22 protein-coding genes are annotated in these 26346 nt (G+C 60.5%); 7 read left to right on the forward strand and 15 right to left on the reverse strand.

Annotated features, from left to right (window positions below):
• Positions 1 to 93: 93 nt before the first annotated feature.
• From TBK1r_RS09630 to TBK1r_RS09670, 9 genes are all read right to left on the reverse strand, one after another.
• A complete protein-coding gene (locus TBK1r_RS09630) occupies positions 94 to 1257 on the reverse strand; it encodes a metallophosphoesterase (protein ID WP_145209405.1) in 1164 nt (387 codons plus the stop codon).
• A 12-nt stretch (positions 1258 to 1269) separates the two neighbouring features.
• On the reverse strand, positions 1270 to 1788 hold the full coding sequence (locus TBK1r_RS09635) for a SixA phosphatase family protein (protein ID WP_419581171.1): 519 nt from the start codon (positions 1786 to 1788) through the stop codon (positions 1270 to 1272).
• 230 nt (positions 1789 to 2018) lie between these two features.
• Positions 2019 to 3656: a flavin monoamine oxidase family protein gene (locus TBK1r_RS09640; RefSeq protein WP_419581172.1), complete on the reverse strand. Its 1638-nt coding sequence runs from the start codon at positions 3654 to 3656 to the stop codon at positions 2019 to 2021.
• A complete protein-coding gene (locus TBK1r_RS09645) occupies positions 3653 to 5188 on the reverse strand; it encodes a polyamine aminopropyltransferase (protein ID WP_145209417.1) in 1536 nt (511 codons plus the stop codon). Before TBK1r_RS09645 ends, TBK1r_RS09640 begins: the two co-directional genes overlap by 4 nt.
• Complete coding sequence (locus TBK1r_RS09650) at positions 5185 to 5460, reverse strand: DUF350 domain-containing protein (protein WP_372895598.1); 276 nt, start codon at positions 5458 to 5460, stop codon at positions 5185 to 5187. Before TBK1r_RS09650 ends, TBK1r_RS09645 begins: the two co-directional genes overlap by 4 nt.
• Before the next feature lie 16 nt (positions 5461 to 5476).
• A complete protein-coding gene (locus TBK1r_RS09655) occupies positions 5477 to 5671 on the reverse strand; it encodes a hypothetical protein (RefSeq protein ID WP_145209420.1) in 195 nt (64 codons plus the stop codon).
• Positions 5672 to 7225 carry a DUF4178 domain-containing protein gene (locus tag TBK1r_RS09660; RefSeq protein WP_145209423.1) on the reverse strand — a complete coding sequence of 518 codons (1554 nt, stop codon included), beginning with the start codon at positions 7223 to 7225 and terminating at the stop codon, positions 5672 to 5674.
• Positions 7222 to 7632 carry an S-adenosylmethionine decarboxylase family protein gene (locus TBK1r_RS09665; protein WP_145209426.1) on the reverse strand — a complete coding sequence of 137 codons (411 nt, stop codon included), beginning with the start codon at positions 7630 to 7632 and terminating at the stop codon, positions 7222 to 7224. Before TBK1r_RS09665 ends, TBK1r_RS09660 begins: the two co-directional genes overlap by 4 nt.
• 218 nt (positions 7633 to 7850) lie before the next feature.
• The gene (locus TBK1r_RS09670) at positions 7851 to 8963 is read right to left on the reverse strand and encodes an SPFH domain-containing protein (RefSeq protein ID WP_145209428.1); all 1113 of its coding nucleotides are present in this window, start codon (positions 8961 to 8963) and stop codon (positions 7851 to 7853) included.
• A 398-nt stretch (positions 8964 to 9361) separates the two neighbouring features.
• Between TBK1r_RS09670 and polA the strand changes: the two genes are divergently transcribed.
• Together polA and TBK1r_RS09680 are read left to right on the forward strand one after the other, a co-directional pair.
• A complete protein-coding gene (gene polA, locus TBK1r_RS09675) occupies positions 9362 to 12166 on the forward strand; it encodes a DNA polymerase I (protein ID WP_145209431.1) in 2805 nt (934 codons plus the stop codon).
• 522 nt (positions 12167 to 12688) lie between these two features.
• Positions 12689 to 13393 carry a hypothetical protein gene (locus TBK1r_RS09680; RefSeq protein WP_145209434.1) on the forward strand — a complete coding sequence of 235 codons (705 nt, stop codon included), beginning with the start codon at positions 12689 to 12691 and terminating at the stop codon, positions 13391 to 13393.
• On the opposite strand, the gene TBK1r_RS09685 is transcribed toward TBK1r_RS09680, so the two are convergent.
• The gene (locus tag TBK1r_RS09685; RefSeq protein ID WP_419581173.1) at positions 13347 to 14261 is read right to left on the reverse strand and encodes a sugar phosphate isomerase/epimerase family protein; all 915 of its coding nucleotides are present in this window, start codon (positions 14259 to 14261) and stop codon (positions 13347 to 13349) included. The genes TBK1r_RS09680 and TBK1r_RS09685 overlap by 47 nt on opposite strands.
• A 301-nt stretch (positions 14262 to 14562) precedes the next feature.
• On the opposite strand from TBK1r_RS09685, the gene TBK1r_RS09690 reads away from it, so the two are divergent.
• Positions 14563 to 15888 (forward strand): outer membrane protein assembly factor BamB family protein, encoded by a 1326-nt coding sequence (locus TBK1r_RS09690; RefSeq protein ID WP_145209437.1) that lies wholly within the window; start codon positions 14563 to 14565, stop codon positions 15886 to 15888.
• Positions 15889 to 15894: 6 nt separating this feature from the next.
• Positions 15895 to 16599: an RsmE family RNA methyltransferase gene (locus tag TBK1r_RS09695; RefSeq protein ID WP_145209440.1), complete on the forward strand. Its 705-nt coding sequence runs from the start codon at positions 15895 to 15897 to the stop codon at positions 16597 to 16599.
• Positions 16600 to 16616: 17 nt separating this feature from the next.
• On the opposite strand, the gene TBK1r_RS09700 is transcribed toward TBK1r_RS09695, so the two are convergent.
• From TBK1r_RS09700 to TBK1r_RS09720, 5 genes are all read right to left on the reverse strand, one after another.
• On the reverse strand, positions 16617 to 18011 hold the full coding sequence (locus TBK1r_RS09700; protein WP_145209443.1) for a four-carbon acid sugar kinase family protein: 1395 nt from the start codon (positions 18009 to 18011) through the stop codon (positions 16617 to 16619).
• Positions 18008 to 18649, reverse strand: a complete 642-nt coding sequence (locus TBK1r_RS09705; protein WP_145209446.1) for a cyclase family protein — start codon at positions 18647 to 18649, stop codon at positions 18008 to 18010. The genes TBK1r_RS09700 and TBK1r_RS09705 overlap by 4 nt, the downstream gene beginning before the upstream one ends.
• On the reverse strand, positions 18646 to 19692 hold the full coding sequence (locus TBK1r_RS09710) for a Gfo/Idh/MocA family protein (protein WP_145209449.1): 1047 nt from the start codon (positions 19690 to 19692) through the stop codon (positions 18646 to 18648). The genes TBK1r_RS09705 and TBK1r_RS09710 overlap by 4 nt, the downstream gene beginning before the upstream one ends.
• Positions 19693 to 19793: 101 nt before the next feature.
• A complete protein-coding gene (locus TBK1r_RS09715) occupies positions 19794 to 21095 on the reverse strand; it encodes an MFS transporter (protein WP_145209452.1) in 1302 nt (433 codons plus the stop codon).
• Positions 21096 to 22274: 1179 nt separating this feature from the next.
• Positions 22275 to 22994, reverse strand: coding sequence for a hypothetical protein (locus tag TBK1r_RS09720; protein WP_145209455.1), 720 nt, complete (start codon positions 22992 to 22994; stop codon positions 22275 to 22277).
• Between the two features lie 222 nt (positions 22995 to 23216).
• Between TBK1r_RS09720 and TBK1r_RS38450 the strand changes: the two genes are divergently transcribed.
• The 3 genes from TBK1r_RS38450 (at position 23217) to TBK1r_RS09735 (ending at position 26310) form a co-directional block, all read left to right on the forward strand.
• The gene (locus TBK1r_RS38450) at positions 23217 to 23363 is read left to right on the forward strand and encodes a hypothetical protein (RefSeq protein ID WP_419581174.1); all 147 of its coding nucleotides are present in this window, start codon (positions 23217 to 23219) and stop codon (positions 23361 to 23363) included.
• Between the two features lie 464 nt (positions 23364 to 23827).
• Entirely contained in the window at positions 23828 to 25537 is a 1710-nt protein-coding gene (locus TBK1r_RS09730; RefSeq protein ID WP_419581175.1) for a flagellar basal body P-ring protein FlgI, read from the forward strand.
• A 50-nt stretch (positions 25538 to 25587) separates the two neighbouring features.
• Entirely contained in the window at positions 25588 to 26310 is a 723-nt protein-coding gene (locus TBK1r_RS09735; protein ID WP_145209461.1) for a pyridoxine 5'-phosphate synthase, read from the forward strand.
• Positions 26311 to 26346 lie beyond the last annotated feature (36 nt).

Below are 26346 nucleotides of genomic sequence, written 5' to 3' on the forward strand. Positions count from 1 at the left end.
TGTGGCGGCCAGACGTCCCCACGTCAACGGCTCATGGAACGTTTTGCAAGAAAAAAACACAAACAGGTTTTCAACAATGAAAACGCTGCGATTTCAGACCGTTCGCAACGTCAACAACGACAGTTCCGGGCGACAATTGATCCGCCATAAATGGACTCCGCCCAGCCCCCGAGTGACGTGCATCGTGGTCGGCGCGCGATAGAAATCGCCGGACGCATAGCGGCTGCCGTGGTAGCTGGGACTAAGGATCGGCCCGGCAAGCGGCAACCGCCCTTGCCCGCCATGCGTATGGCCGGCGAGCATCAATTCAATCCCGTTGCGTCGCGCCCACGTGAATTGGTCCGGGCTATGGCTCAGTAGCAATCGGAACTGCGCATCACATGGCTCCAGCTCCGGCCGCTCGAACCAGGGATGCTCATTGCCAATCACGCGACAGGAAACCCCACGAAGATTGCGCCGCATCGCTTGGCTGCCCAGATCGATCCATCCGGCGCGGTCCATGGCGTTGCGTGTCTCCCAAGAATCGACCACACGCGTGTCGTGATTGCCCAGAATGAAGTAGCACCCGTCGACGGCTTCCGCGGGTGAAAAGATCTCGACCAACCAATCAATGCACGGCTGCGTGTCGATGATATCGCCGGTCAAAGCGATCAAATCAGGACGGAATCGCGTCGCCTCTTCAATCGCAAATCGAACGTAGCTGGGATGAATTTCGCCGGTCAAATGAATGTCACTCAAATGCGCAATCCGGTAACCATCCAACGCCGCGGGCAATCCGACGACCGGCAACTCCACCTCTTCGATGGCCAAATCCAAGATCTGGTTGAAGGGAAGACGAGCTTCCCAACGGGCTTTGCGTGTCATCGGCAGCGGATGCTCCACAACGCGAGCAACGTCCACGACCTTCACGTTTCGCGGCGCATCGACCCACTCCAGCCGAAAGATCGGACGCCACAACAACCACGGCACCCCGAGCACGATCCAGGTCGCCAAACAGACGACGCCGTACGCGATCGTGACCGGACCGAGTCGATTCCAACTACCGCCGCGCAACAGGATTTCCGCGACCGAATCGAACTGGAAAAACAAAACGGCCGCGGGAATCGCAAACGTCGTGAACAGAAAGAACTTCACGATTCGCTTGATCGTCTTCCGAGGCCAGCCGAGACAGTTGACCCGATTGTAGATCGCAATGTGCAACCCACCGTGGCCGACGAGCGCCATCGCGAAAATCAGCCAGGCGGCGAATCCGTTCATCAAGATTCAAAGTCAAATGGTCTTGGGGCTGGCAAAGTGCGTGAGTTTGCAACTGCATTGTGTAGCCAAATGTTTCGTCAGGTGCGAGAGCGGTGCGTGGTCGGACAAGTTCGCCTGACCCAGCGCGGACCAATCATCCACGTCAAAAATCGCCACCGCCGCCGTCACCATTTCCAGCGACTGATTGGCCAACATCGACACCAACATCGCGGTCCCTGGGTTATGCGCCAGCACCATCACGCTGGCCGCATCACGGTGTCTGCTGCCGATGATTTCCAGCATCGTGTTGGGGCTGGACAAGTACAAATCCTCACAGGACACCACCACGGGCTTCTTGTCCCAATGATCCAGCAACAACTCGGTGGTCTCGCGCGTCCGAACCGACGACGAACAGAGGATCACGTCCGGAACGCAGCCCTGCTCGGCGAGCCAATCGGCCATCCTGGGTGTGTCACGCCGGCCACGTTTGGCAAGCGGTCGATCGTGGTCCGACAGCGCCGGGTCGTCGTGATCGCTCTTCGCGTGCCTCATCAATATCAACTGAGATGTCATCGTTTCCCGCCCGTTTGGCCTGGTGTGTTGGTGCGGCCGGACTGAAGCAATCGCTTTGCCGCCGTGGCATCATCATCGAGAATCGGAGCGGTGCTCGCTACCTCCCAGCCGGCGCCATGCCCTCAAACGCGAACGCGAAGCATCCAGGCTCGTTGTTTAAACGTTGACGAACGCGGCAGCCCATCACGCGAGACCGACTAGCTGGAAGCCTATCCCACCGACGAGAGCAGGCATCGATCGCCGGCCTGCACGCCGCGATCAAACGCTTCTTCCATCAGCGCGACACCGCTCAAATCGGTGCCGGCAAAGTGGATGCGCCCCAGCGACTCGGCCGCCGCCTGCCGCTGGTCACCCCAGACAAACCCCACGCGCGGCTGAATCATCGCGTGCCCCCAACGCATGACGTCGATTCGCCGGATCAAGGAACGGATATCTGGATGGGCTTTGCACAGATCCGAAACGACCACACTCGCCCAGTCACGCCACGAAAGTCGCATCAATTCCGCCCGCGACACCCGTGGATCCTCGTCCAACATCGGCTGGTACCACGTCAACACCGTCGGCCCGTGGTCGCTGCCGGTCTGATGGGTCGACGTGACGTAGCCGAGTGATCGACTGTCATAGATGACGTTGTCCCAGCTCATCTCGCGACCGGATTCCTGGGGCCTGGCATCCAAAAAGACGTTGGCGACCACCCAGCTGCCGTACCGAAACGACGTCAAAGTCCGACCGCTGGCTTTCCAGTCGACGAGGAGGTGGGGTGCTAAAAAATGCGGCGCGGCAAAAACCACGTCTTCGGCTACAAAATCCACGGTCGTCGACGATCGCGTGTCAAACGCACGAATTTGCACGCCCGCGGCGCCGGCATCGCGGATCGCTGTGACAACATGCCCACCGCGGAGCCGTCGGCCGCACCGATCGGCCAGATGCCGGACGATCCGTCCGTTGCCTTCCGGCCAAGTGATCACCGGCTGCGACTCCGCGCTGCCCGGCCGCAGTCGCGACGCAAAATAAAACACACCGGCCCAGGCACTGGTCTGCCGAATCGTCAGTCCATAGTCATCGCGGCAAGCGTAATCGACCAGCCAGCAAAGACGCGGCGAGGTGAATCCCTGCGATTGCATCCACTGGCCCATCGACATCGTGTCGAGCTGGCGGACGACATCCTCGTCGGACCCGCGCGACATCGGAATCGCAAACATCCGTCGCCCGGATTGATCGCGCCGCGCCGACCAATCTCGCATGGTCTGGCGAAAGCGTTCCAACTGCGAGAGATCTTCGTCGCTCGCGTCGACATGTGGATACAGCCCCTCGATCCAACGCCCCTGAAAAAACACGCGTTCCTCGGGCTCGCGACAGAGCGCATCTTCGGCAAAAACAGGCTCGCCATCCTCCGCCACCGCGACGATCGCCCCCAGCTCCCGAAACAGTTCGACCAATGGTTCGTTTTCTTTCATCGGGGCCGGGACGTAATGGGCCCCCCAAGGAAATCGAAAGCCGGCCCGTTCTCCGCTTAGCGACGTCCCCCCAGGCTGATCCTCCAACTCCAAGACCACGAAATCTTCCATGCCGCGACGCTGCAATTGCCAGGCTGCCGACAAGCCCGCGATCCCGCCACCGACGATCACCACACGATGAACCTCTGGCGGTCCAGTCGCCTCGGGCGGTCGCCAGCCATCTCGCAACCGGTGTGGGACCGAATAATCGGGACTGAGCAACTGCCCGTCAAACGACAACCGATCGCGCAGACCGCAACCCACCAAGCCGGTCAGCGGCACGCCGGCAAGGTAGGCGAGCAACTCGCGACGTGTCCATCGAGTCGGGCAATCGGCCTGTGCATCACTCACATCGCCCCCCATTCTTGCTCGTAATACCGAACCAACACCTGATCGTTCAAGCGATTGACGGTCGTCTGGGCGGGCACCAGGTCGGCCGGCATCTGAAACATCGCGACCATGGTTTTGGAATCCAAAAAACGCAAACCCTGCGGCAGCGGATGGCGAATCAAAAACCCGCCATCGCTGTCAGCCAACAACGGCTGCATCCCCGCCAACGCGAACCCCCAAACGCCGAACGAGGGCACTGCGGCGTGATAAGGACGCACGTCAAACCCGGCCTCTTGCATCGTGTTTAAGATGCACCAATAGGACTTCGGCGCCACCAGCGGCGAGGTGCATTGAATCGACACGATCGCCGAATCGGTGAGACGCCGACGCAGCAATTGAAAGAACCGTGTCGTGTACAACTTCCCCACCGAGTATGATCCGGGATCGGGAAAATCGATCACCGCCACATCAAATTTTGTTTCGCCTTCGCCCGCCCACACAAAGGCATCTCGATTAACGACGGTCACCCGCGGGTCGGCCAAGGCGTGTTCGTTTAGCTCGACCAAAGGCGGGAAATCGGTGGCCAAGCGGGTCATCGCCGGATCCAAATCCACCAGCGTGACGGCTTTCACTTTGTCGTAGCGAAGGATCTCGCGGACCGCCAATCCGTCGCCGCCCCCGAGCACCAGCACTTGCTCGGCGTCATCGACCATCGTCAACGCCGGGTGCACCAATGATTCGTGATAGCGATACTCGTCCTTGGAATTGAATTGCAGATGACCGTTGAGGTGCAATTGGAAATGGCCCTGTCGCTGCGTCACCACGATCCGTTGAAAATCCGACTGCGTTGAATAGACGATCGGGTTCTCCAAAATCGCCTCTTCGGTCCAATCGGTCAGCGTGTCGGCTTTGATGAACGCCACCACCAACAACCCGATCACCAAGAATCCGCGCCCCCGCAGCGCGCCGAGTCCGCGACTGGAAAGCAGCGGCCGCAACAAATACGTCCCCCAGACACCGACGACGGCGTTCAGGATTCCGAACAGCAACGAGGTCCGGACCAACCCCAAACGCGGCACCAGCAAAACGGGAAACAACACCGACGCCAGCAACGCGCCGATGTAATCAAACGTCAGCACCCGCGCGACGAGTTCACGGAAGTCCAAGTGTTCGCGCAAAATCCGCATCAACAGCGGCAGCTCCAACCCGACCAGCGTTCCGATGGCGAACACCGATCCGAACAACGAGATCCGGAACCAGGTGATTTGGGCGAACGCGACGAACAGCAACGGCGCCGAAAGACCGCCCAACAAGGCCAAGGCGATTTCGATCTCGATAAACGTCCGCGCCACTCGGTTTTCCACGTACCGAGAAAGCCACGATCCGACACCGAGCGCCGACAGATAAACTCCGATCACCAATGAAAACTGGGTCACGCTGTCGCCCAGCAGATAACTCGCCAACGTGCCGGCCAACAGCTCGTAGATCAACCCGCACGTCGCGATGACCAGCACGTTCAAATAGAGCAAGTAGTTCGGCGCGCGATCGATCATCCTAGAATCGCAGCGGCGATGATGATCGAGATGCCCAACACGATCGCAGCGACGATCGTCGCCAACGCCTGATTGTGTTCCTCGCCGATCTCATGAACGATCGAAAACGGAGTCAGCTTCTCCATCAACAACAGACACAAGCCGAACACCACGATCCCGACGAGCGAGAAAACGACGGCGGCAATCAAATGGGCGACCAACAACTGCATCGGGCTGGCTGCCATGTCTTGCACGTCTTGCGCTAACGGCATTGCAAAATCAAAAACTTTCATCGAAGTCATCTCCATGTTATTTCCCTCCTCCCCATGAACCACCGAACGAGCGACCGCCGCCGTAGTAACCGCCACTGCTAGAACCGCTACTTTCAAGCGCCTTGGCGATCCCGAAATTGGGCGCCCTCCAGCTGAATGCCGCGGCGGCGGTGAACCAACCGCAAATCACGAACCCCATGGTTAGATACACGACCATCACTGTGTTTTTCATTTAATCATCCGAGGATGCGTAGGGGCTGAAATCGCTGTCTTTCCAGCGCCGAACTTCAAAGTTGTGCAGATACGCCATCACAACGGCCGGGACCAGCGTGACGCCTACCAAGGCATAGAACAAGAGCCAACCATCGGCTTTGCCCCGACCGATCACGGCGTAAGCGAAAAACAGATAGAACATGAATCCCAGCCAAGCGAGCCAAAACCTGGCCCCCGGTGTCGGCCGCGGCTGGATCACGCCGACGCCCCAGGGACGCGGCAAATCTTTCACGCCAAACGTTTGTTCAAGCTCTTCGGCGGTGATGTAGTGCCCCTCGGAAATCGTGACTTCTTGCGACTTTCCATAGCCGCTGCGTTCCCAAGACAGCATCCGCGGCGGCGCAATGTAGTCGGACGTGTAGACCTGCTCGCCGACGGTGACCTTCCAATAAAACTCGCCCACAACGTATCGAACATAGGCTGTTCCCCGGTCGTAGATCTTGAACGTTTCGCCGTCGTACGTCGCAGAATCAGCGATCGAGACGGGCGGCTCGTCAACGGGTGCGACGAGCGACCAATGGTTGTCGTTGCAGACCAGCCAACGAAATCCGGTTTCGCGGTTGTACAACAGGTATTCGGTCCACGGATACGTTCGGCCGGCGTACTTGGCGTAACGTTCCATGAAGCCGATGACGGTGTATTTTTTGCCGCCGAAATCGCCGACGCTGCCGAGCGGAATCAGCGGCTTGACTTTCTTTTGATGCAGCGTTTGCAACAGCGATAGCTTTCCGTCTTTGGCGTCCAAGATCGACGTGCAGTTCGGGCAAGCGACCCGCAGTGTTTCATCGGGAGCTCGTAGCGCCAGTGGCCCGCCGCACTTGGGGCAATTCAATTGCAGCGAATCCACACGGACCTTGCCGGCGTCGGGGTCCAACGAATCGAGCCTGATGCCAAGCTCGTCGAGCGTGACTTCGCTGCCCAAGTAGGCCGACTGCTCGGCATCGTCGCTGCCGTCGCCGTACTCAAACGTCGCGACCGCTTTGTTCGCACCGTACAAATCCACGTACAGATGGTCGGCGCCCGGGTGGAATTCCCAAGGCAGTTCCCCTTCGGCACCCTCGGCCACCGCGACGCCCTTTTCGCGGACCGTCAGTTCGACACCCTTGAGCGTGATTTTCTGCTTCAGCTGGATGCTGTCGTAATCCGGCAAACGAGACTTGTCGGTCAACTTTCGCTGCATCGTCAACGAAAACTTCCCCTGGGCCTCGGCCAGCCAGCCCCATCGATCACCGGGGAACGCCAAGTACCATTCGTCCCACGACCCGCCGCCGGAGTGACGGTAACGCACCCGTCCGGTAATCGTGAATGATTTCTTGTTCCATTTGCCGGTGATCCCACGAGCCAACCCCGAAGCCGGATCACCGACCTCGGCGACTTTGCCGTAGTCCTTGATGTCCCGATCCGCGCGTCCCACCGCCGTGTGACAGAACTCACACACCGTGACCAGCGAAGACCCCGTGGTGAATTCCACCGGTCCGCCACAGGCCGGGCAGTTCGTGTTCAGGCGTTTCATCGCAGCGATTCCTTCCGCGTCAATCGAAGATCACGATTCAACTGCCGCACCACGACATCGCGGGCTTCAAACATGCGTTCCAGTTCCTGTCGCCAAGGCCAAGCGGGTCGCCGACGGCAACAATACAAATTGAAGGTGGCGAATTCGTGTTCAGGATAGGTGTGACAGGCCAAATGGGATTCGCTTAGCAGGTACAGCGCCGTCACACCGCCGGGGCCGGGGAAGGTGTGAAAGGTGGGCTGGCCGACGATCGTTAAACCCAAATCCGCAACGACGCGCTGACAAATCGATTGGACCCGCGGCAGATCTCGCAGCGCACCGGCCGCGCAGCCCGAGGCATCGATCATCCATTCCGTCCCTCCGGTGAATCCGGCGAGCGGCCCCGATCGTTGCTGTGGTTCGTCCACTTGAATTGCAGTCCTTTTGAAATGATCGCCAGTGAGTGGGCTCCCGCCACACGCCGATGGCGGCCGGCAGGCGGATAGCCCAATGCCACCTACCTTGGTTCCAAACGGGGTGTTTTTTGTGAGCGGTAGGGCGCGAGCCTTCCGGTCTTTCGAGGTGGAACCGGACGGCTCGCGCCGTTCCGCCAACTCCTTCAGGCGGAGCCCGGGAACGAGTGGGGTCACATCGGCGGTGGTGGCGGAGGTGGTGTTTGGGAAACGAACAGCCCGGCCAAGGCGGGCACGGTCGCGGCGGCCGACCAGGCTTCCATCCCGGCGGTCCAGACCATGGTGTCCTTGGTGACTTCGCCCGATGCGATGCCGCTGGAAAGCTGTGCGAGGGAGAAAGGACCTTTGGTCTGCCCGGCGACGGCGACGTGCCAGGCTGCCGGAGGAGGCGGGGGTGCCGCGGCGGGGCCGGCTGCGGGAGTCGCTCCCATCGCGCCGCCCATCATTCGACCGGCCATCGCCATGCCCATCCCCAACCCCAAGCCTTCGGCGGCGCCACCGCCGGAGGAGTTTTCCGCCGCCGCCGTCATGGCGTTGCCCATCTGGTATTGCTGGAACTTGTTCATGTCGCCGATCACGCCCATGCTGGTCCGCGTGTCGAGCGCCTTTTCGACCGCTTCGGGCAACGAAATGTTGACGACAAACAACTGCGGGCAATCCAACCCGTACTCGTCATCGATCTGTTCGACCACGCGTGCCCGAATGGTGTCACCGAGTTCCCGATAGCGTGATGCCAGATCGAGTGCGGGAATCTGCAGATCCGCCAACGCCTGCGAGAAGGCCGAGGTGATCATCGAACGCATCAAATCGGTGATCTCGTCGGACTGGAAGTCGTCGTCGGTTCCAACGATCTCCCGCAACAGCGCTTTCGGCTCGACCGCTTGCAAGGCGTAGGTGCCGAAAGCGCGAATACGGATCGGGCCGAACTCGGGATCTCGCAACATCACGGGATTCGGCGTTCCCCATTTCAGATCGGTGATCTGCTTGGTGCTGACGAAATACACTTCGGCCTTGAAGGGGCTTTCGAAGCCGTATTTCCAACCCTGCAACGTCGACAGGATCGGCATGTTTTTGGTTTCGAGCTCGTAGTGCCCGGGACCATACGTATCGGCGATCTCGCCGCCGCTGACCAAAACCGCCATTTGGCCCGGACGCACGATCAACTGTGCGCCGTTTTTGATTTCGTTGTTGTACCTGGGAAACCGCCAAACCAACGTATGATTGGAGTCGTCGATCCACTCAATGATGTCGATCAGTTCGTGGCGCAACCTGTCAAACAATCCCATAGCAATTCCTGGTAGAGAAAAGTTAGTCGAGGCGATCCGTTTTCACTTCGCCCAATCAGCTCCAAAAACATCGGCCCAAAACGGACGACCGTCCAGGCGCAGAAAACGACGAGTGGCGTTACTCTAGCAAATTGCCCCCCGCGATGCACGCCGACGGATGACGCCACGGCAGGTTTCTGAAAGATCCGCTCGTTCAACGGGGCTTTGCCGCAGAGGTGAAATCCAGGATGACAATAGGACCAATGTGACAAATAGGACTCATGGGCCTTATCTGTCGCATGCGTCCTATTTCCCCACGAGTTCTCCGTCGCTCGGCGGCGTGACCACGATCTATCGAACGACGCCACACCAGCGTACATTCTCACCTTTCCCACGCTATTCTCACTAAAGACTTTCGCATGGCCGACGAAACTCCCAATCTCTTCTCGCCGACCAAGAAGCTGTTTCTGCTCGACGGCATGGCGTTGACCTACCGCGCCCATTTCGCGCTCATCCGCAGCCCGCGATTCACTTCCGGCGGCCAATGCACTTCCGCCGTGTTCGGGATGCTCAACGCCATCACCGACATCCTGACCAAAGAGGAACCGACGCACATCGCCTGCGCCTTCGACACCTCCGAGCCCACCCAGCGGCACATCGATTACCCGGAGTACAAGGCCCAACGCGACGCGATGCCGGAAGACCTGGCCAGCCAACTGCCCTGGATCGACCGACTGTTTGACGCCTTGAATATCAAAACGATCCGCATGCCCGGCTACGAAGCGGACGATGTGATCGGCACCCTGGCCCACCAGGCGTCCGACCAAGGCTTCGAAACCTGGATGGTCACGCCCGACAAAGACTATCACCAATTGGTCACCGACCAGATCCATGTCTACAAACCGGGACGAAAAGGTGGCGAGTCGGAAATCCTGGGGGTCAAGGAAGTCTGCGAGCAATGGGAGATCCAGCGTGTCGATCAAGTCATCGACGTGCTGGGGCTGATGGGCGACTCCAGTGACAACATTCCCGGCATCCCCGGCATCGGCCCCAAGACCGCCAAGAAGCTGATCGCCGAATACGGCAGCATCGAAGGTGTGCTTGAAAACGCCGACAAACTGAAAGGCAAACAGAAGGAGCGCGTCCAGGAAAACGCCGAACTCGCCCTGCTGTCCAAACGCCTGGTCACCATCTTGTTGGATGTGCCGACCGAGATCGACATCAATGCATTGGCCCGTCAAAAACGTGACGACAAAAAACTGCGCGAGCTGTTGACCGAATTGGAATTCGAGACGATCGGCAAGCGAATTTTTGGAAAGTCGTTCTCGGTCGCCTCGGCGCGATCCGCCGTGGCCCGCGAAAAACGCGAAACGCAAATCCAACAATCTCTGTTTGATGAACCGTCGGACGAAACATCGATCCACGAAGTCGCACACACCTACCACACGCTGACGACCAAGCAAGAACGCGCCAAGCTGATCAAACAACTGACCAAAGCAAAAGCGTTCTGCTTCGACACCGAAACCACCGGACTGGATCCACGCACCGCCGTCCCGCTGGGCATCGCGATCAGCATCAAACCGCATGAAGCGTACTACGTCGTCTGTCCCGAAGACCCCGACGAGCGGGCGATGATGCTGGCCGAGTTCGCCGATTTGTTTGCCGACGAATCGGTCACGAAAATCGGGCACAACCTGAAGTACGACATCTCGCTATTGAAATGGAATGGCATCGAGGTCCGCGCGCCGTTGGTCGACACCATGCTGGTCCACACGATGACCGAACCGGAGATGCGACACGGGCTGGACGCGCTGTCGGAACTGTACTTGAACTACAAACCGATTCCGACGTCGGACCTGATCGGCCCCAAAGGCGACGAACAGAAAAACATGGCGGACGTCCCGCTGGAAAAACTGGCCGAGTACGCCTGCGAAGACGCCGACATCACCCTGCAAATCGCCAAGATCCTGCAGCCGATGGCGATCGAGCGCGGTGTGCAGCAAGTCTGCGATGAAGTCGAATGCCCGCTAGTCCCGGTCTTGGTCGACATGGAATACAACGGCATCACGTTGGACACGGACTCCCTGGCGAAATACTCCGACGTCTTGCAAGCCGAAATCGATGACTTGCAGGCGAGGATTTTTTCCGCGGTCGGCCACGAATTCAATGTCGACTCCCCCAAACAATTGGGCGTCGTCTTGTTCGAAGAACTGCAACTGGAGGACAATCCGAAGAAGACCGCGACCGGGCAATACTCCACCCGTGAAGCCGAGTTGGAACGGCTGTCGGGGAAACACGAGATCGTCCGCGATGTGCTGGACTATCGTAACGCTCGCAAACTGAAATCGACGTATGTGGACCAGCTGCCCGCGGCGGTCAACCCCGAAACCGGGCGACTGCACACGCACTACAGCCAAACATGGACGGCAACCGGACGCATGCAGTCCAACGATCCGAACCTGCAGACGATCCCGGTGCGAAAGGAACGCGGACGCGAAATCCGTGCCGCCTTCGTCCCCCGCGACGAAGACCATCTGATCCTGTCGGCCGACTACTCACAAATTGAACTGAGGATCATGGCGGAACTGAGCGGCGACGAATCGATGATCGCCGCGTTCGTGGGCGGTGAAGACATTCACACCGTGACGGCATCCAAGGTTTATAAAGTTGAACCGGATGAAGTGACGCGGGAGATGCGTGCCAAAGCCAAAACCGTCAACTTCGGCATCATCTATGGCATCAGCGCGTTCGGGTTGCAGCAACGGTTGAACATCCCCCGCGCCGAAGCGAGCGAATTGATCAAGAACTACTTCGAGAAATACCCGGGTGTCCAACGCTACATCGACGAGACGATCGCGTTTGCCAAAGCACACGGCTATGTGGTGACTAAGACCGGACGCCGCCGCTACGTCCGAGACATCACCAGCAAGTCACGCGGCAGCGCCTCGGCAGCCGAACGCTTGGCGATGAACAGCCCCATTCAAGGCACCGCGGCCGACATGCTGAAACTGGCAATGGTCAAAGTGCACCGGGCGCTGCGCGAAGGCGGCTTCCAGACCAAGATGCTGCTGACGGTGCATGACGAATTGGTGTTTGACTTATGGAAAGCCGAACAGGACGACGTGCTGCCGGTCATCGAGAACGCCATGAAAACCGCGCTGCCGATGACGGTCCCGATCGTCGTCGAAATGGGAACCGGATCGAACTGGTTGGAAGCGCACTAAGATTCCGCCTCAGCCCAATCGTAGTGGACGAGGCGACGAGTCCGCTGCAATAAGACGAGGCGACGAGTCCGCTGTAGTGGACGAGGCGACGAGTCCGCTGCAATAGACGAGGCGACGAGTCCGCTGTAATAAGACGAGGCGAAGAGCCCGCTGTAGTGGACGAGGCGACGAGTCCGCTGCAGTGGGCATGTTGGCGAGGACTCGTCGCCTCGTCCACTACGTTAGCTAGAGGACTCGTCGCCTCGTCCACTACCGCCTACCCGAAACGCAACGTGAGACGGAGCACTCGGCCGGCCAAAAGTCCTCCACCTTTGGACTGACGAGAATCCCCACCCCAGTGCGGCAGCGACGCATTGGTGCTCCGTCCAGTCACTCTTGCAATCGCCTCGCCATCTGCTTGTTGGCACGGACTGTGCGTTGGGTGTGGCCCAGTCCCGATGGGATCCCCCTGGTCGATCATCGATCATTCGGGGATTCGTCCGGGGACGGTCCACACTTGTAATGACAACTAGAGCCCAACCCATGCCGACACTGTTTCGACCCGCCGCATTTGCATTTCTCCCCGTCCTTTTGGCCCTGTTCGCGTTCAATAGCAGTCGTACCTCGGCAGGTCTGATCACGTCGCAGATCGACATTGCGGGTGCAGATCCGACCAGCCTGGAGGTCGGACAAGTGCTGGACGTGACGGTGAAATTGGACGGTTTTGATCCATCCAATCTGTCACTGTGGATGACTACGCTCCAATTGTCCGACACCTTTGCCAATCCGACAGATTTTAATTTCGACGGGCCTGGCATTTTCATCCCCGGAGGCCCGAACTTGTTCGTGGATCCGGGCACGATTCCGACAGGGGGCCTGACAACTTCCGGAGGCCTAACCGTTTCGCTCGCCGGGTGGGGAATTTTTTCGCCCACCTATAGCTTCCGGACTGAGGTTGTTTCGGCGGGGGCAGGTTTTATCCATGTCGGCGGAGCGTTGTTGCGACGGTTTCCATTTTCCTTTTCAAGCGTGGAGCAGGTCGGTCCCGCGACGTTAACCACGTTCGCGAATACGGCAGCCCCTTCGGTACCTTCGCCCTCTCCCCCGACTCCGCCTGGTTCACTGACGACACCCGAGCCTAGCTCGCTTTCGATCTTCGCCGCGTTGGGTCTATACGTCGCCTGCCGGCGCCATCGACGCGCTAACCTGCCGCGAGCCGCTGCTCTAAATACCTGCGCGACCGATTGATCTCCACGGTTACCGCCTCGGTTGTTTCCAGAATCGGAATCCCCCGCGGAACCGGGTGCATGAAGATCTCGGTCCAGCCATCGAACTGCATCTCGGCGAGCGTTTTGACGATCGGCCCGAAGTCCAATTCACCGCGGCCCGGCATCTGCAACAACTCCTGCTCCTTGGGCAGTTTCGTTTTGCATCCCAAGCCGTGCTGCCAGGCATAAAACACGGCAACCGAATCGCCCAGGTCGCGTAGCAATCGACACAGCACCTCGTTGTCTTGCGGCAAATGGTACGGGGCGAACGCGACGCCGATGGTGTCCGACGGCGCCAAGTCCACCAAATAACGCAGCGAATCGGCGTCGTGGATCAAGTTGTTCTCATGATTCTCAATCGCGATCCGCACTCCGTGGTCACGGGCAAGATTAATCGTCGGCGTCAACTTTTTCAAAAATGCAGCGATCGCCTCCTTCAGCTCCGCGCCCTTCAAGTTTCTTGGCCCTGAACCGCCCGTCACGATCAGCTTGCAGCCCAGACGCGAGGCGAGGCGAATTTCGTCGTCGATCCCGAAGGGTCCCAGCTTGTACTGCGTGATGCAGGAAAGCTCCAAGTCGTGATCGCGCAGCATGCCGGCGAATCGGTCTTCGCCGAGCTCGTCCAGTTGCTCCCGCTGGTTTCCATGCACCTTGGGCCAAATGTCGATGCCGGTCGCTCCGATCTTCTTGGCCTCCGGCAAAATCTCCGCCAGAGGCGCGTAGCCGTACATGCACGAGGCGAGTGCGTAACGAAATCGAAACGGCGTCTGGGCCGCTTGGCAAGCACGGGCAAAGGAGAGCGATGTAGACGCGGCGAGGGCCAGGGCAGTGCGACGGTTGACGTTCACGAGAAAGAACCTTGGGGGGGAGATGGGCGGGAGGTTTCGGTCACTTTGGCGACGGATTCTAGCTCAATCGCAACCGACATGCGGAGGACCGATCCGGCGGCACGATCCACAGAGAAACGTCAGTCCACCGACTGGAAAGCGGAGCCACTGATCTTAACCCACCTGCTCGCGGTGGATACGGTGTGCCGTCGGTGCTTCATCGGCCGGCCAAGAGACGCGGGCGCTGATTCTGGCTATACTTCGATTCTGGCCATCCGTCAGATCCTTCCCATTCGACCGCACCGCCATTGCAGTCCCGCCCATGCACGCTCGCCTTTGCATCCTCGCCGCCTGTTTGTTGCTCGTCCTGTCGTCGTCCCACGCCGACTCCCCCTGGCCCCAGTTTCGCGGCCCGGGTGGCGACGGCATCGTCACCGATCAACACACGCCACTGACCTTCGGCGAAAAAGAAAACCTGGCTTGGAAAACGGAACTTCCCGGCAAGGCCTGGTCGTCGCCGGTGATCGCCGACGGGGTGGTTTGGGCGACGACGGCGATCGAAGTGTTCCCCAGCGAAGAAGAACGCCTCGAATTGCTCCGCGCCGCCGGCATCGAAGAGAAAAAATTCAAACAGCTCGCCGTTGCCAAGGCGATCCGGCTGAAATTGTTCGCCCTCGATTTGGAATCCGGTCGGCAACTCGCTGAAATTGATTTGACCGAAATTGAAACTCCCGATCCGATCCACTCGCTCAACAGCTATGCCTCACCGACTCCGGTGATCGACGGGCCGAACATCTACTGCCACTTCGGAACCTACGGCACGTTCTGCGTCAATCGCGACAGCCGCCAAATCGAGTGGCAACGCAAGCTGCCGCTCGATCACTCCGTCGGCCCGGGCAGCTCGCCGTTTATCGACGGACAGCGATTGATCCTGATCCAAGACGGAATCGAACGCCAATACGTCACGGCACTCGACAAGCTCACCGGTGAAACCCTGTGGGAGACGGATCGACCGGAAATGGATGCCCCGACCGGCGACCAGAAGAAAGCGTATTGCACGCCGATCAAAATCACCGACCGACTCGGACGCGAACAATTGATTTGCATGGGATCGCAGTGGATGGTCGCCTATGAACCGGCAACCGGAAACGAAATCTGGAAACTGCGTCACGGCAAAGGGTTTTCGGTCGTCCCCCGCCCGGTCTATGCCGACGGCGTCGTTTACTTTTCGACCGGCTTTGGCAAACCGCAGCTGTGGGCGGTCAAGGTCGATGGATCCGGCGACGTCACCAACACCCACGTTGCCTGGACGGTGATGAAAGGGATTCCGGCCAAACCCTCACCGATCCTTCATGACGGGCTGATCTATGTGATGGAAGACAACGGGATCGCCAGCTGCTTTGAAGCCGAGAGCGGTGATGAAGTCTGGAAGAAACGCATCGGTGGCAAATACAGTGCGTCCCCGCTGCTCGTCGGCGACCGCATCTACCTGGGATCGCACGAAGGAACCGTGACAGTGATCAGCGCCGGTCGCGACAGCGAAGTTCTGGCGGAGAACCAACTGGACGGACAGATCATGGCCAGCCCCGCCGTCGTCGACAACTCGCTGATCGTACGCACCGCCGAAGCGATCTACCGGTTCAAGTAAACCACCATGACACGTCGTTATTACGCACCGGACTTGCCTCCGAGCGGTGGACTCGTCCCATTGAGCGACGAGGAGGCGAGTCACGCGGCCCGCGTGATGCGCGCCAAAGTCGGCGACGTGATCACCTTGTTCGACGGCTGCGGGCACGAATCCGAATCAACCATCGTTTCGATCGACAAACGCAAGTGTGCCGTCGAAGCCGCCGCCGCCGTGGCGATCGATCGCGAGCCGAAGTGCCGAACCCATTTGGGGATCGCGCTACCCAAGCCCGAACGCTGTAAAGAAATGATCGAGCGTTTGACCGAACTTGGCGTCCGTCGCGTCACGCCGCTCGTCTGCCAACGCACTCAACGCCCACCCACCGATTCGCTATTGACCAAACTGCGACGGATCGTGATCGAATCGAGTAAACAGTGCGAGCGGAATGTCTTGATGAAGATCGATACACCAACGTCGATGGAAGCGTTTCTCGCCGAGCCGCACACAGGCGTTCGCTGGATCGCGCACCCCGATGGCCGCCCGATCCAATCACTCGCGGCGGAAATCGACGCAGCAACGTCCGCCACGGCCCTGGTCGGTCCCGAGGGAGGGTTCAGCGACGAAGAAGTCCACTCGGCGATCGAGTCGGGCTACGAACAAGTCGGCTTGGGCACGAGGATCTACCGCGTCGAAACGGCCGCCTGTGTGATGGCAACTCACCTCGCACGTTAGGCTCTGCCTGACCCCCATCATTTCTTTCGCAGCTTCTTGTAGGCATCGGCCAGCGCCTCGTCGCCGCCGACGTTGCCGGGGAAAACGACGTAGGGCAATTCGGGTCGACGACTCTCCGGGCCTAAACTCCAGACCGGAATGCCCGGCAAGATCTGTCCCAGCACCATCGCGCGTTTGACTTCCAACCCCTTGGTCGCCACGTCGCTCGATGTGATGCCTCCCTTGGCGATTAAAAAACGCAGCGGAACATCGACCGCGCGGACGACATCGACGACCGCCTTGGAAACCGCGGTACCGATCCGCAAACTTGATTCGCCGTCGGCTCCGGTGACCAAACCCCGTGAGGTGTGCAGCACGACGTCCTGCCCTTGGGCAAGTCGCGTGTTGACGCGTTGGATCACTTCGGCCAAATGCTCGGCGGCCTGATCCGACAACAGCCGCCCGACATCCAACACCACCGCTTGGGGTGCGTCCTCGCCGGCGAGCAAGCGATTCAACTGTGTCGTCGTTTTGGGAACGTACGAACCGACGACGATCAAACCTGCCGAGTGGGCCGAGGCGATCATCTGGTCGCCGCGCAACAGCGGTTTCTCCTCCAGCCCCGCATAGGATTGGACAAAACTCGCTGCGGTGCGGTAGATCAATTCCGCGCCCGAGCGTTCCGCCAAACGCGCGGCAATTGCGAACGCGCGGGCATCGGCGATGTCGACCGCATTGACGATCAAGACACTTCCCGACGGCAAGGCGGCAATCCGCGCCGCGAGCTGCTGCAAGTCACCTTCGCGAAGCTCCTCGATGGAAACCGAATGCAACGAAGCCTGCTCGACCGCCGCCCCGGTTTTTTCCACCACCCAGTCGCGCAAGTTCGAATGACGAAATCCGAAGGTCGCGTCTTGGGCAAACGGGGTGTCCGCCGCCGGCACCAACGAATCGCCTTCGGCCACGTAGTGCGTGTCACCGATCGTCAAACGTCCGCCCTGCAGAAAAAACGGCATGATGACGTGGACCGCACCGGGATGCCCGAGTGCCTCGGCGACCGCATCGACTTCGGCCGGGTAATGGCCCCGCAGCGTGGAATCACTGCGGCTGATGACCGTCACGTCTCTCTGAACGCTGGCCGCCGCTTCACGCAGGTTGCGGCCGAGGACGCGTGCCAATTCAACGGCTTCGCGCTCGGGCAACGCCCGCGAGTTCGTCAACACGTAGAACATCGTGTCGCCACGGCGCAGTTGGTCGGCCAGTGAGGGCACATCCCAAGTGGTCAGCACCGGCGTTTGATAGACCGTCTGCGTCCCGGTCGGGTCGTCGTCCAACACCACCACGCAGGCACCGGATGCTTCAGCGAGTTGGCGAATTCGGGGCAGCATGTCCTCGCGGCGCGGCGGCGGAAGCTGGTTCAAAAGGTCACTCACCACGTCGCCCCCAAAATCGCGAATGCGCGACACGGTGCCCCGTCGCCCCCGGCGATCTTCAACGGCATCGCGCCGAAAATGCACGTCGGCTCGGTCAACTGATCCAGGCCCGTTAACCCTTCGACGATGATGATGCCCGCACCGAGCAGAATCTGATGAATCTCAGTCACCGCGGCCAAGTCGTTGACATCGGCCACCGACGGCGGCTCGCCCCCGACCATCCGGACGCGTCGGTCCACCATCCAGCGGGCTAGCTGGGGGCTGATCGGCGGAAAGTGGTCGCGGTAGTGGTCGGGATCGCCGACATGGCGGCTCCACAGCGTCCGCAACAACAACGCATCACCGGGCTGTACCTGGTCGGCCAACGCCCCCAGGTGCTGCACCGTGATCGGTGTTCGGTCGGCCAGACCGTCGAGCCCGACCACCCACGCTTTGCCGATGCAATCGGCGATCGGAATCTGGTCGATCGTTTGCTCGCCTGCCTCAAAGTGATAGGGCGAATCCATGTGGGTCCCGCAGTGCGAATACAGATGCAACGTCCGCGCGTTCCAACCGTCTTTGGCAACCGTGTACTTGGTTTCGTAATCGACGCCGCGCATCCCCTTTTCCAATCGCAGCGTCAAATCCAGGATTCTCATTCGGACGGTGTCTCCCACATCATCGTTTCGGCACTGCGGTACATCGCTTCCTGAACCGCGATGCTTTTCAGATAACTGGGGCCGTCGGTTTCAAAGGCCTCTCCAGACCGCAGCCCGCGGACGAAATGCAATTGCGTTTGATGGACACAGTCGCCGGCAAATCCGTGCCGACTGGGTTGATATGGGTGTGGCGTTTCCGGCTGTCCGAGTGGCTGGACCGCCAACCGAGCGTCATCGTACAAGCGAATCGTTCCGCCGTCACACTCCACCAACAGCTCGCCGAACGTGTAACGTGGATCGTCCGCTGTCGACTCGTTGTAGCGATTGGCGTCATAAACGCCGACGCCGCTTTGGGCAAACTGAAAGATCCCGATCGCGGTGTCTTCGCCGGCGATCACCGGATTGAGTTTTCGATGCATGCACCAGACGCGATCGATTTCACCGGCCAGGTAGCGAAACGTGTCGATCGTGTGAATGCCGGCTTCGAAAATCAAAAACTGTTCCATCGTCTGAAAGTACGGCTGACGCGCCAAATAAGCATCGTTTCCCCAGCCGTCGCCCATGCGATTCCGCTGCGTGAGGGTGTGTACCGTGTGCCCGACTACGCCGCTCTCCAACAGCTCCTTGATCTCGCGATACCAGGGCTGGAATCGAAAGTTCTCGTGCACCATGAACCGAACGCCCGCGGCACACGCGACGTCGACAATCTGGCGGGCTTCGGCGACGGTCGGCGCGAGCGGCTTTTGACAAATGATCGCCACGCCGGCGGCGGCAAAATCACCGACCAGCGTCAAATGCGTGTCCGGGCGCGTGACGATGTCCACGAAATCCAATTCGACTTCGGCCAGCATGTTCGCGTGATCGGTGAAAACCGCGTCGACCCCATAGGTCTTGGCCGCCCGCTCGGCAGCCGCCGGATTGGAATCGCAAACCGCAACCAAATCGACGCCGGGGATCCGCTTCCACGAATCGAAATGAAATTGGCTGAAGTAGCCGGCGCCGACCACCGCGCCTCGTAATTTCGGTCCATCAGATTGACTCATGTGGCTACGTTCTACCTAAAAAGATGGAGCAGGGTCCGGACGCCGTCGCGATCCGTTCGGTACCAACGTCGGTGATTTTGAGCGAGAGCAGCGGCACGCGATCAATCACCGGAACCTGGGTCGTACCCCAGTCGCTCTTCGGCAATGCTTCGATCCGGCCGAATTCGAAACCATAAGAAGATCGCCAATAGATTCAATCCCGCTGCGACATAGAAAAACGGCTGGTGCGACCCCAACGCGTCCTTCAAATAGGGAAACGACAACGCGGTGAAGAACGCCCCCAGGTTGCCGACCATGTTCATCGCCCCCGAAACCGCCCCCGCGCTCGCGCCGCCGATGTCCATGCAAGTGGACCAGGAGGGGCTGAGGATCATGTCGCTGCCAAAGATCGCGATGCACATGCACACCACGGCCCAAAACGGCGTCGTCATGTTCACACACAGACTCATGCCGATCGCGGCCAGCAGGAACCCGACGGCCGCGGGCAGACGACGCGACAGCTGCCATCGCCCCTGGCTGTACAAACGATCCACGGTGAAGCCCGCCAGCCAATTCCCCAACACGCCGCACAACAACGGTGACATCGCGTACCAACCGGCCTGCTCGCTGGTCAACTGGTAACTCTCCTTCAAGTACGGAAAGAACCAGGTCACGGTGAAGAAAAACGTGAAGTTGTGGGCGACATACTGGACCATCAACATCAGCATGTTCGGCGACTGCAACATGTTGCCAAACGTGATCGGAATGTCGGCGACCGCATTGACGGCCTCGGAATCGGACTTTCTCGGTCGGCGGGCTTCGATGATGTGATCGCGCTCGGCGGGGGAAACCGCAAAGTGATCCTCGGGCCGATCGCGAAACAGCGCGAACCAGACCACCGCGAACCCGATCCCGATCGCGCCGAAAAACCAAAACGTCTGCTGCCAACCACCCAGCGCCCCGATCAACCAAACCACGCCGGGCATCGCCAGCGCCGCCCCCAGCCGACCACCGGAAAAGCTGATCGAATTGGTGATCCCACGCTCGTTCATCGGCAACCAATTCGTAAACGCCCGCGCCAACGTCGGATAACCACCGGCCTCGCCAAGCCCGAACAGAAACCGCAGCCCGATCATCGCGTAGATCCCACGGACCACGCCGGTCAGCGCCGTGAAGAGCGACCAACACAGGCAGACGACCGTCATCACGACTCGCGGCCCGAAACGGTCAGCCAACTTGCCGCTGGGGACCTGGAACAGCGCATAGCCGAGCGAAAACGCCGCCATCACCCAGCCCATTTGCTGATCAGAAAACCCCAGATCGCTCGCCATGTCATCCTTGGCCGCCGAAATACAGGCCCGATCCACCCACATCAAAACCGAGACCAGGAACGCGCCAAAAATCAAGAACAGACGGATCGGCATGCGACGGATTGCCAGTGAGAAGACGAGCGGGACCAGCAGGGGGTGGCGTGATTGTAGCGAACCCCTTTCTGCGCGTGTGGCCCGCTGGGCACCATGCAGGTTTCAGGTTTCAGGTTTCAGGTTTCAAATCTCAGATGTGCTGGCCCTTCAGACCTCCGCTTCTTGAGCCATTTACTTCGACACGACACGAGTTCGCGGAACGGCCCGAGCCCTGCCGCTGACAAGCATCACTCCGTTTGGTGTCAAAGGAGAGCGGCAGCGAACCGAGTATCCCGAGGGACGTCGATTGTATTACTGACGAATTACTCGCCGTACCGCGTTGTGGGAACGACTCGCGAGCAGCAACCGCTCCTGCGGCCCGCACGCCAACGGCGTGCCACATCAAAGCTTGGGGTCGCGCCCGCGCACCCCAAGTTCCGGTCGCCAACAGGCCGCCAACCCCAACGGGGTTGAACAGAGCAACACGGTTCGTCTGATTCACGCCGCCGTTTGCGCACCCCGGATTGTGCCGAGCCGTTTGTTGAACCCCGCTGGGGTTCCCCTGTCCTCTGTGCCTCCACCCGGAGTGCGCTTCGCGACTCCGGGCTTTGTTGTGGCACCGCTCTGCGGTGTGCACCGCAAAGCGGTGCCTGCCCAAAAGTCGCTCAGTAATAAAATCGACGTCCGAAGGGATTTCAGCGAGTAGCCGGAGGTCAGCGCAGCGCCACCTCCGGGAAGCACGCCACACAATCCGCACGGCAACGCTGTGAAGGATTTGTTCCCTGCGTTTGACGAGGTGTTAGCGGCAGGGCGCAAGCCCTCCGGTCCCTCATCGTTCCCGAAACACCGGAGGGCTCGCGCCCTACCGCTAACAAAATGCTTCACCGCGTTGCCCCCACGGGGTCGCATCTGACGGGGGGCCGTGTTTCCGGAGGTGTCGCTTCGCTCACCTCCGGCTACTGGCTTTGACCCCGCCGGGGTCATGCCGCGCACGTTGGCGTCGAAGGTGGTAGCAGAACGGCCCGAGCGGGCTGTCGGTTTAAGCCCGCATGCGTTAGCAAGGGGCCACGCGCGGCCCTCGCTCACGCGTCGGGCTAACATCATCGCGTTGATTTCGGCACATCGACTAAACCGACAGCCCGCGAGCCCAATACCGCTAGCAATCCATCCCCACTCCGGCTGGAGCTGTTCGAGAAAATCTTAGCGCTGGCCGAGGGAGCCATGGGGAGAACGATCAACCCAGCTGTGGACGGCGCGGCGACCTTCCAAGATCCGAGGCTCCGCCGGGGGCGATGCGTTGGAGTGTTCGGCTTGCGGAGTGGCATCCGGGGTGGATGACTTGGAGCGACGGCCCTGGGGACCCGGGCGACGCCCCCGCCGCCTGCCCTGCTGCTCCGGGACAAAACGCGGATTGGCCGGCAACAGCAACTTGCTGATCGACAGTTTGTTGATACTCAACCCGCACGCCTTGGACTCCTCTTGCAGCGACTCATGCAGCGAGCGGGGGATCCGGATGGTGATCATTCGCTCAGGCTCGGCGGCGTCCGACTTCGACTGATCCTGGCTGCGGATCGCTGCGAGCATTTCGTGCAGCGTGGCAAATTCAGGCCCCGCGACGAAACGCTTGAACTCCTCGGCGTCGGAAAACAACTGCTTGACCACTCCGTCGACGCCCAGGATCTCGCGAAAGAAAACGACCCAGCTGCCGGTCGCCGCGAAGGCCTCTTCCGCCAACAGGAGGGTCTGCCGACAGCGGTCGTCGTAGTCGGCCTCCGGGTCCGGCTTGGTCAGCTCCAACGTGGGGAACTCGGCGGCCTGGTCGGGACCGGGATCGCTCGCATAACGAAGCCCCTCCCCCGGTCCGCCCCGATCTTCCGTTTCGACCTGCGGGTTGATTTCCTTCGAATTGGGCTGGCTCATCAGGCATGATTCCTTTGCGAACGGTCGAGAACGAGACCCGGCCGACGGACACAAACTCGCCCGCCGTGGGTGGCTGTGCCGATCCTGACAGCCGGTCAAACGCTCCGTCACAAAGGTTGCTGTCAAAACACTTTACGACAGCAAAGCGGTCCTGCACACTTTTTCAGCAACGCCGCGGCAGCCGACCCCGCGGCGATTGCACGGTTTTTCAGCACCACCGAAATGCCCATCGACCAAGTGTCCACGCTGATCGAGCTTGGGACTTTTCTGGAAAAACAGGCCGAATCGGCCAGATGTGGACGGCCACAGCGACACTTTGCGTTCCGCCACGTTTCGCCCTCGCAAAATCCGCCGGCGACCGACGATTAGTCGCTCCGCAAGCCGCGCCGCGGGCCAGGGCCTCGGCGAGCCCGCGACGCCGTCCGACATCGAGAATGGCCAAACGGGGGGTGCTGGGAGAGGCGTTTGGGAAGCACTCGGTGGATGGGGAGGGGGAGACAAGGAGACAAGGAGACAAGGAGACAAGGAGACAAGGAGACAAGGAGACAAGGAGACAAGGAGACAAGGAGACAAGGAGACAAGGAGACAAGGAGATGCGGCGATGAGGTGGCAGGCGAGAGGGCAAGGAGATGGGATCGTGGCGTAAGTGCTGGGTGCTGGGTGCTGGGTGCTGGGTGCTGGGTGATGGGTGATGGGTGCTGGGTGGTGGGTGGTGGTGAAACCCGGCCAGCGGTGGTCGGCGGCACTCGCCTTGCTTCCTCGGCCGGATTTCCGCTATAGCCAATCTTCGACCCATTTCCGCACAGAATGGCCCCCCTCCACCGGAAACAACCATGTCAGGCAGGACGCCCGAACTGAAACGCAACGACGAGACCGCTCCAGCCGCGCCCACCGCGTTCGACCGCCGCGGCCTACTGCTGCGCGCCTCGACCTCGCTGATCCTGGGCGGAGCGCTGACCGGCTGCACCTCGTTCCTGGGACGCGGCTCATCGGAAGAAAACGGAGTTGCCAAACTCCTGCAAGCGCCCGAGCCCCCCGAGCTGATTCGCGAAGCCGCCGCCCCACGAGGCCTGAATCCGATCGAGATCTCAGGGGTCGGCCTGGTGAACTCGTTGGTCGGAACCGGCGGGCCGGCCGACCCTTCGCCGTACCGCGATCAACTGATCGAAGAGATGCGGCGCAATGATGTCAAAAGTCCCAACGAAATCCTGGAACTGGAATCCAATTCGATCGTCCGCGTGTACGCGACGGTCCCCGCCGGTGCGAAACGCGGTGACACGATCGACCTGCGCATCGACTCGCCGGCCGGCAACAACGCGACCGACCTGCACGGCGGCTGGCTGCTGGACACCCGAATGCGTCTGCAGCAGGTGATCCAGGGGCGCGTCCGGAAAGGCGACGTCCTGGCGATGGGGACAGGCCCGATTTTGACGCGTGCGGCGTTTCAGGGCAGCGCGGACAAACGAATGAAAACCCAAGCCCTGGTACTCTCCGGCGGCACGGTCCAGAAGTCCCGCAACATGGGCTTGGTTCTGCGGCCAGAATTCCAGCACGTCAAAGTATCCAGCGAGATCGCCGAAGCCATCAATCGGCGTTTCTTCTTCTTCGATGGCACGACGCGACGAGGCGTGGCCAAAGCGGTTGAGGACGACTACATCGAACTCGAGTTGCACCCTCGCTACGAGGGATCCCTTGGCCGCTACGTCGCGGTGGTGCGTGCGATCGCGATCGACGAGCGGCAGGGCAACAGCCAACCGCGGCTGAAGAAACTGGCGTCACTGCTCAGCGACCCGGCGACGGCCGCCGATGCCGCGTTGCAATTGGAGGCCTTGGGAGAGAGCGCGATCCCGACGCTGACCGCCGGACTGAAGAACGACAATCCGGAGTTGCGTTTTTATGCCGCCGAAGCACTCGCCTACCTGGACCGCCAGGACGCGATCGGCCCGCTGGCCGACGCGATCGCCAACGAATCAGCTTTCCGCTACCCGGCCTTGGCTGCCCTCAAGGGGCTCGATCACCCGGAAGTCGTGGAAGCACTGGCGGGGCTGTTCAATCAACCGAGCATCGAGAGCCGCTATGGCTCGTTCGCCGCGTTGCGATCCCGGGCCGATGCCGGGCTCGCCCTGACCCCCGAAAAACTCGGCACGGCGTTGCGCTATTATGAAATCGACTCACTCGCCCCGCCCGTGGTCGTGGTCTCGACCCGTGAGGAGGCCGAGATCGTGGTCTTCGGCACCCCCGCGCCGGTCCGTATTCGGGGCGCGATCCTGGGCCCCAACGCGCTGATCGTCAAACCGGAATCCAACGACCCGGGTAAATTGAGAATCAGCCGCTTTCAGGTCGGCCAAGAGGACCGACGCACACTCGCCCCGGCCACGGTTCGTGGACTGGTCAAGGGAATCGTGTCGATCGGCGGAGATTACGCCGATGTGGTCGAAGTGCTTCGCGACGCCAAATCGAAGGGATACCTGGAAGACCAACTGGCGATTGATCCGCTGCCCAAAGCGCTGCGAACCTATTATCGTGAGGAGGAGTCCAGCTGAGCGTCAGCCGGGCGCTTTGCTCCCTCCGCTCCCACCACGATACGTCATCCATGATCGAACTTGGCGTCAACATTGACCACGTCGCCACGGTGCGACAAGCTCGCCGCACCTATGAACCCGACCCGGCCATCGCCGCCGCCCTGGCCGAACAAGGCGGCGCCGACGGCATCACGTTTCACCTCCGCGAAGATCGCCGGCACATCCAAGACCGCGACGTCGAAGTGCTGATGCAGACCGTGACGGTCAAGACGAATCTGGAACTGGCGTGTGCCGACGACGTGCTGGCTATCGCCCTTCGCGCCCGTCCTGATTGGGCGCTGCTGGTCCCCGAGAGCCGCCAGGAAGTGACGACCGAAGGCGGGCTGAACGTCGCCGCCGACGACGGACGCATTGCCGCCGCGATCGAGCGGCTGAAAAACCAAGACATCTTGACCAGCCTGTTCGTCGATCCCGACACCGATCAAGTCGCCGCGGCGGCGAAACTGGGCGCCGATGCGGTCGAACTACACACCGGCCCCTACGCGCTGGCCCAGCGCAACGCCATCAACGACGAACTCGATCGACTGCGGGCGGCCGGCCAAGTGGCGATCGAATCGGGACTGCGACTGCACGCCGGTCACGGGCTCAATTACACCAACGTGCGACCGGTCGCCAAACTTCCCGGCATGATCGAATTGAACATCGGCCACTCCATCGTCAGCCGCGCCGTGATGGTCGGGATGAAAGAAGCCGTCGCGGAAATGCGGCGGATCCTCGACGTGTGCTGCCCGTAACGTTTCGCCGAGCCCGGGTCGCGGATCTTGTGAAAG

The sequence above is a fragment of the Stieleria magnilauensis genome, from assembly GCA_007753675.1.
Classification (GTDB): domain Bacteria; phylum Planctomycetota; class Planctomycetia; order Pirellulales; family Pirellulaceae; genus Stieleria; species Stieleria magnilauensis.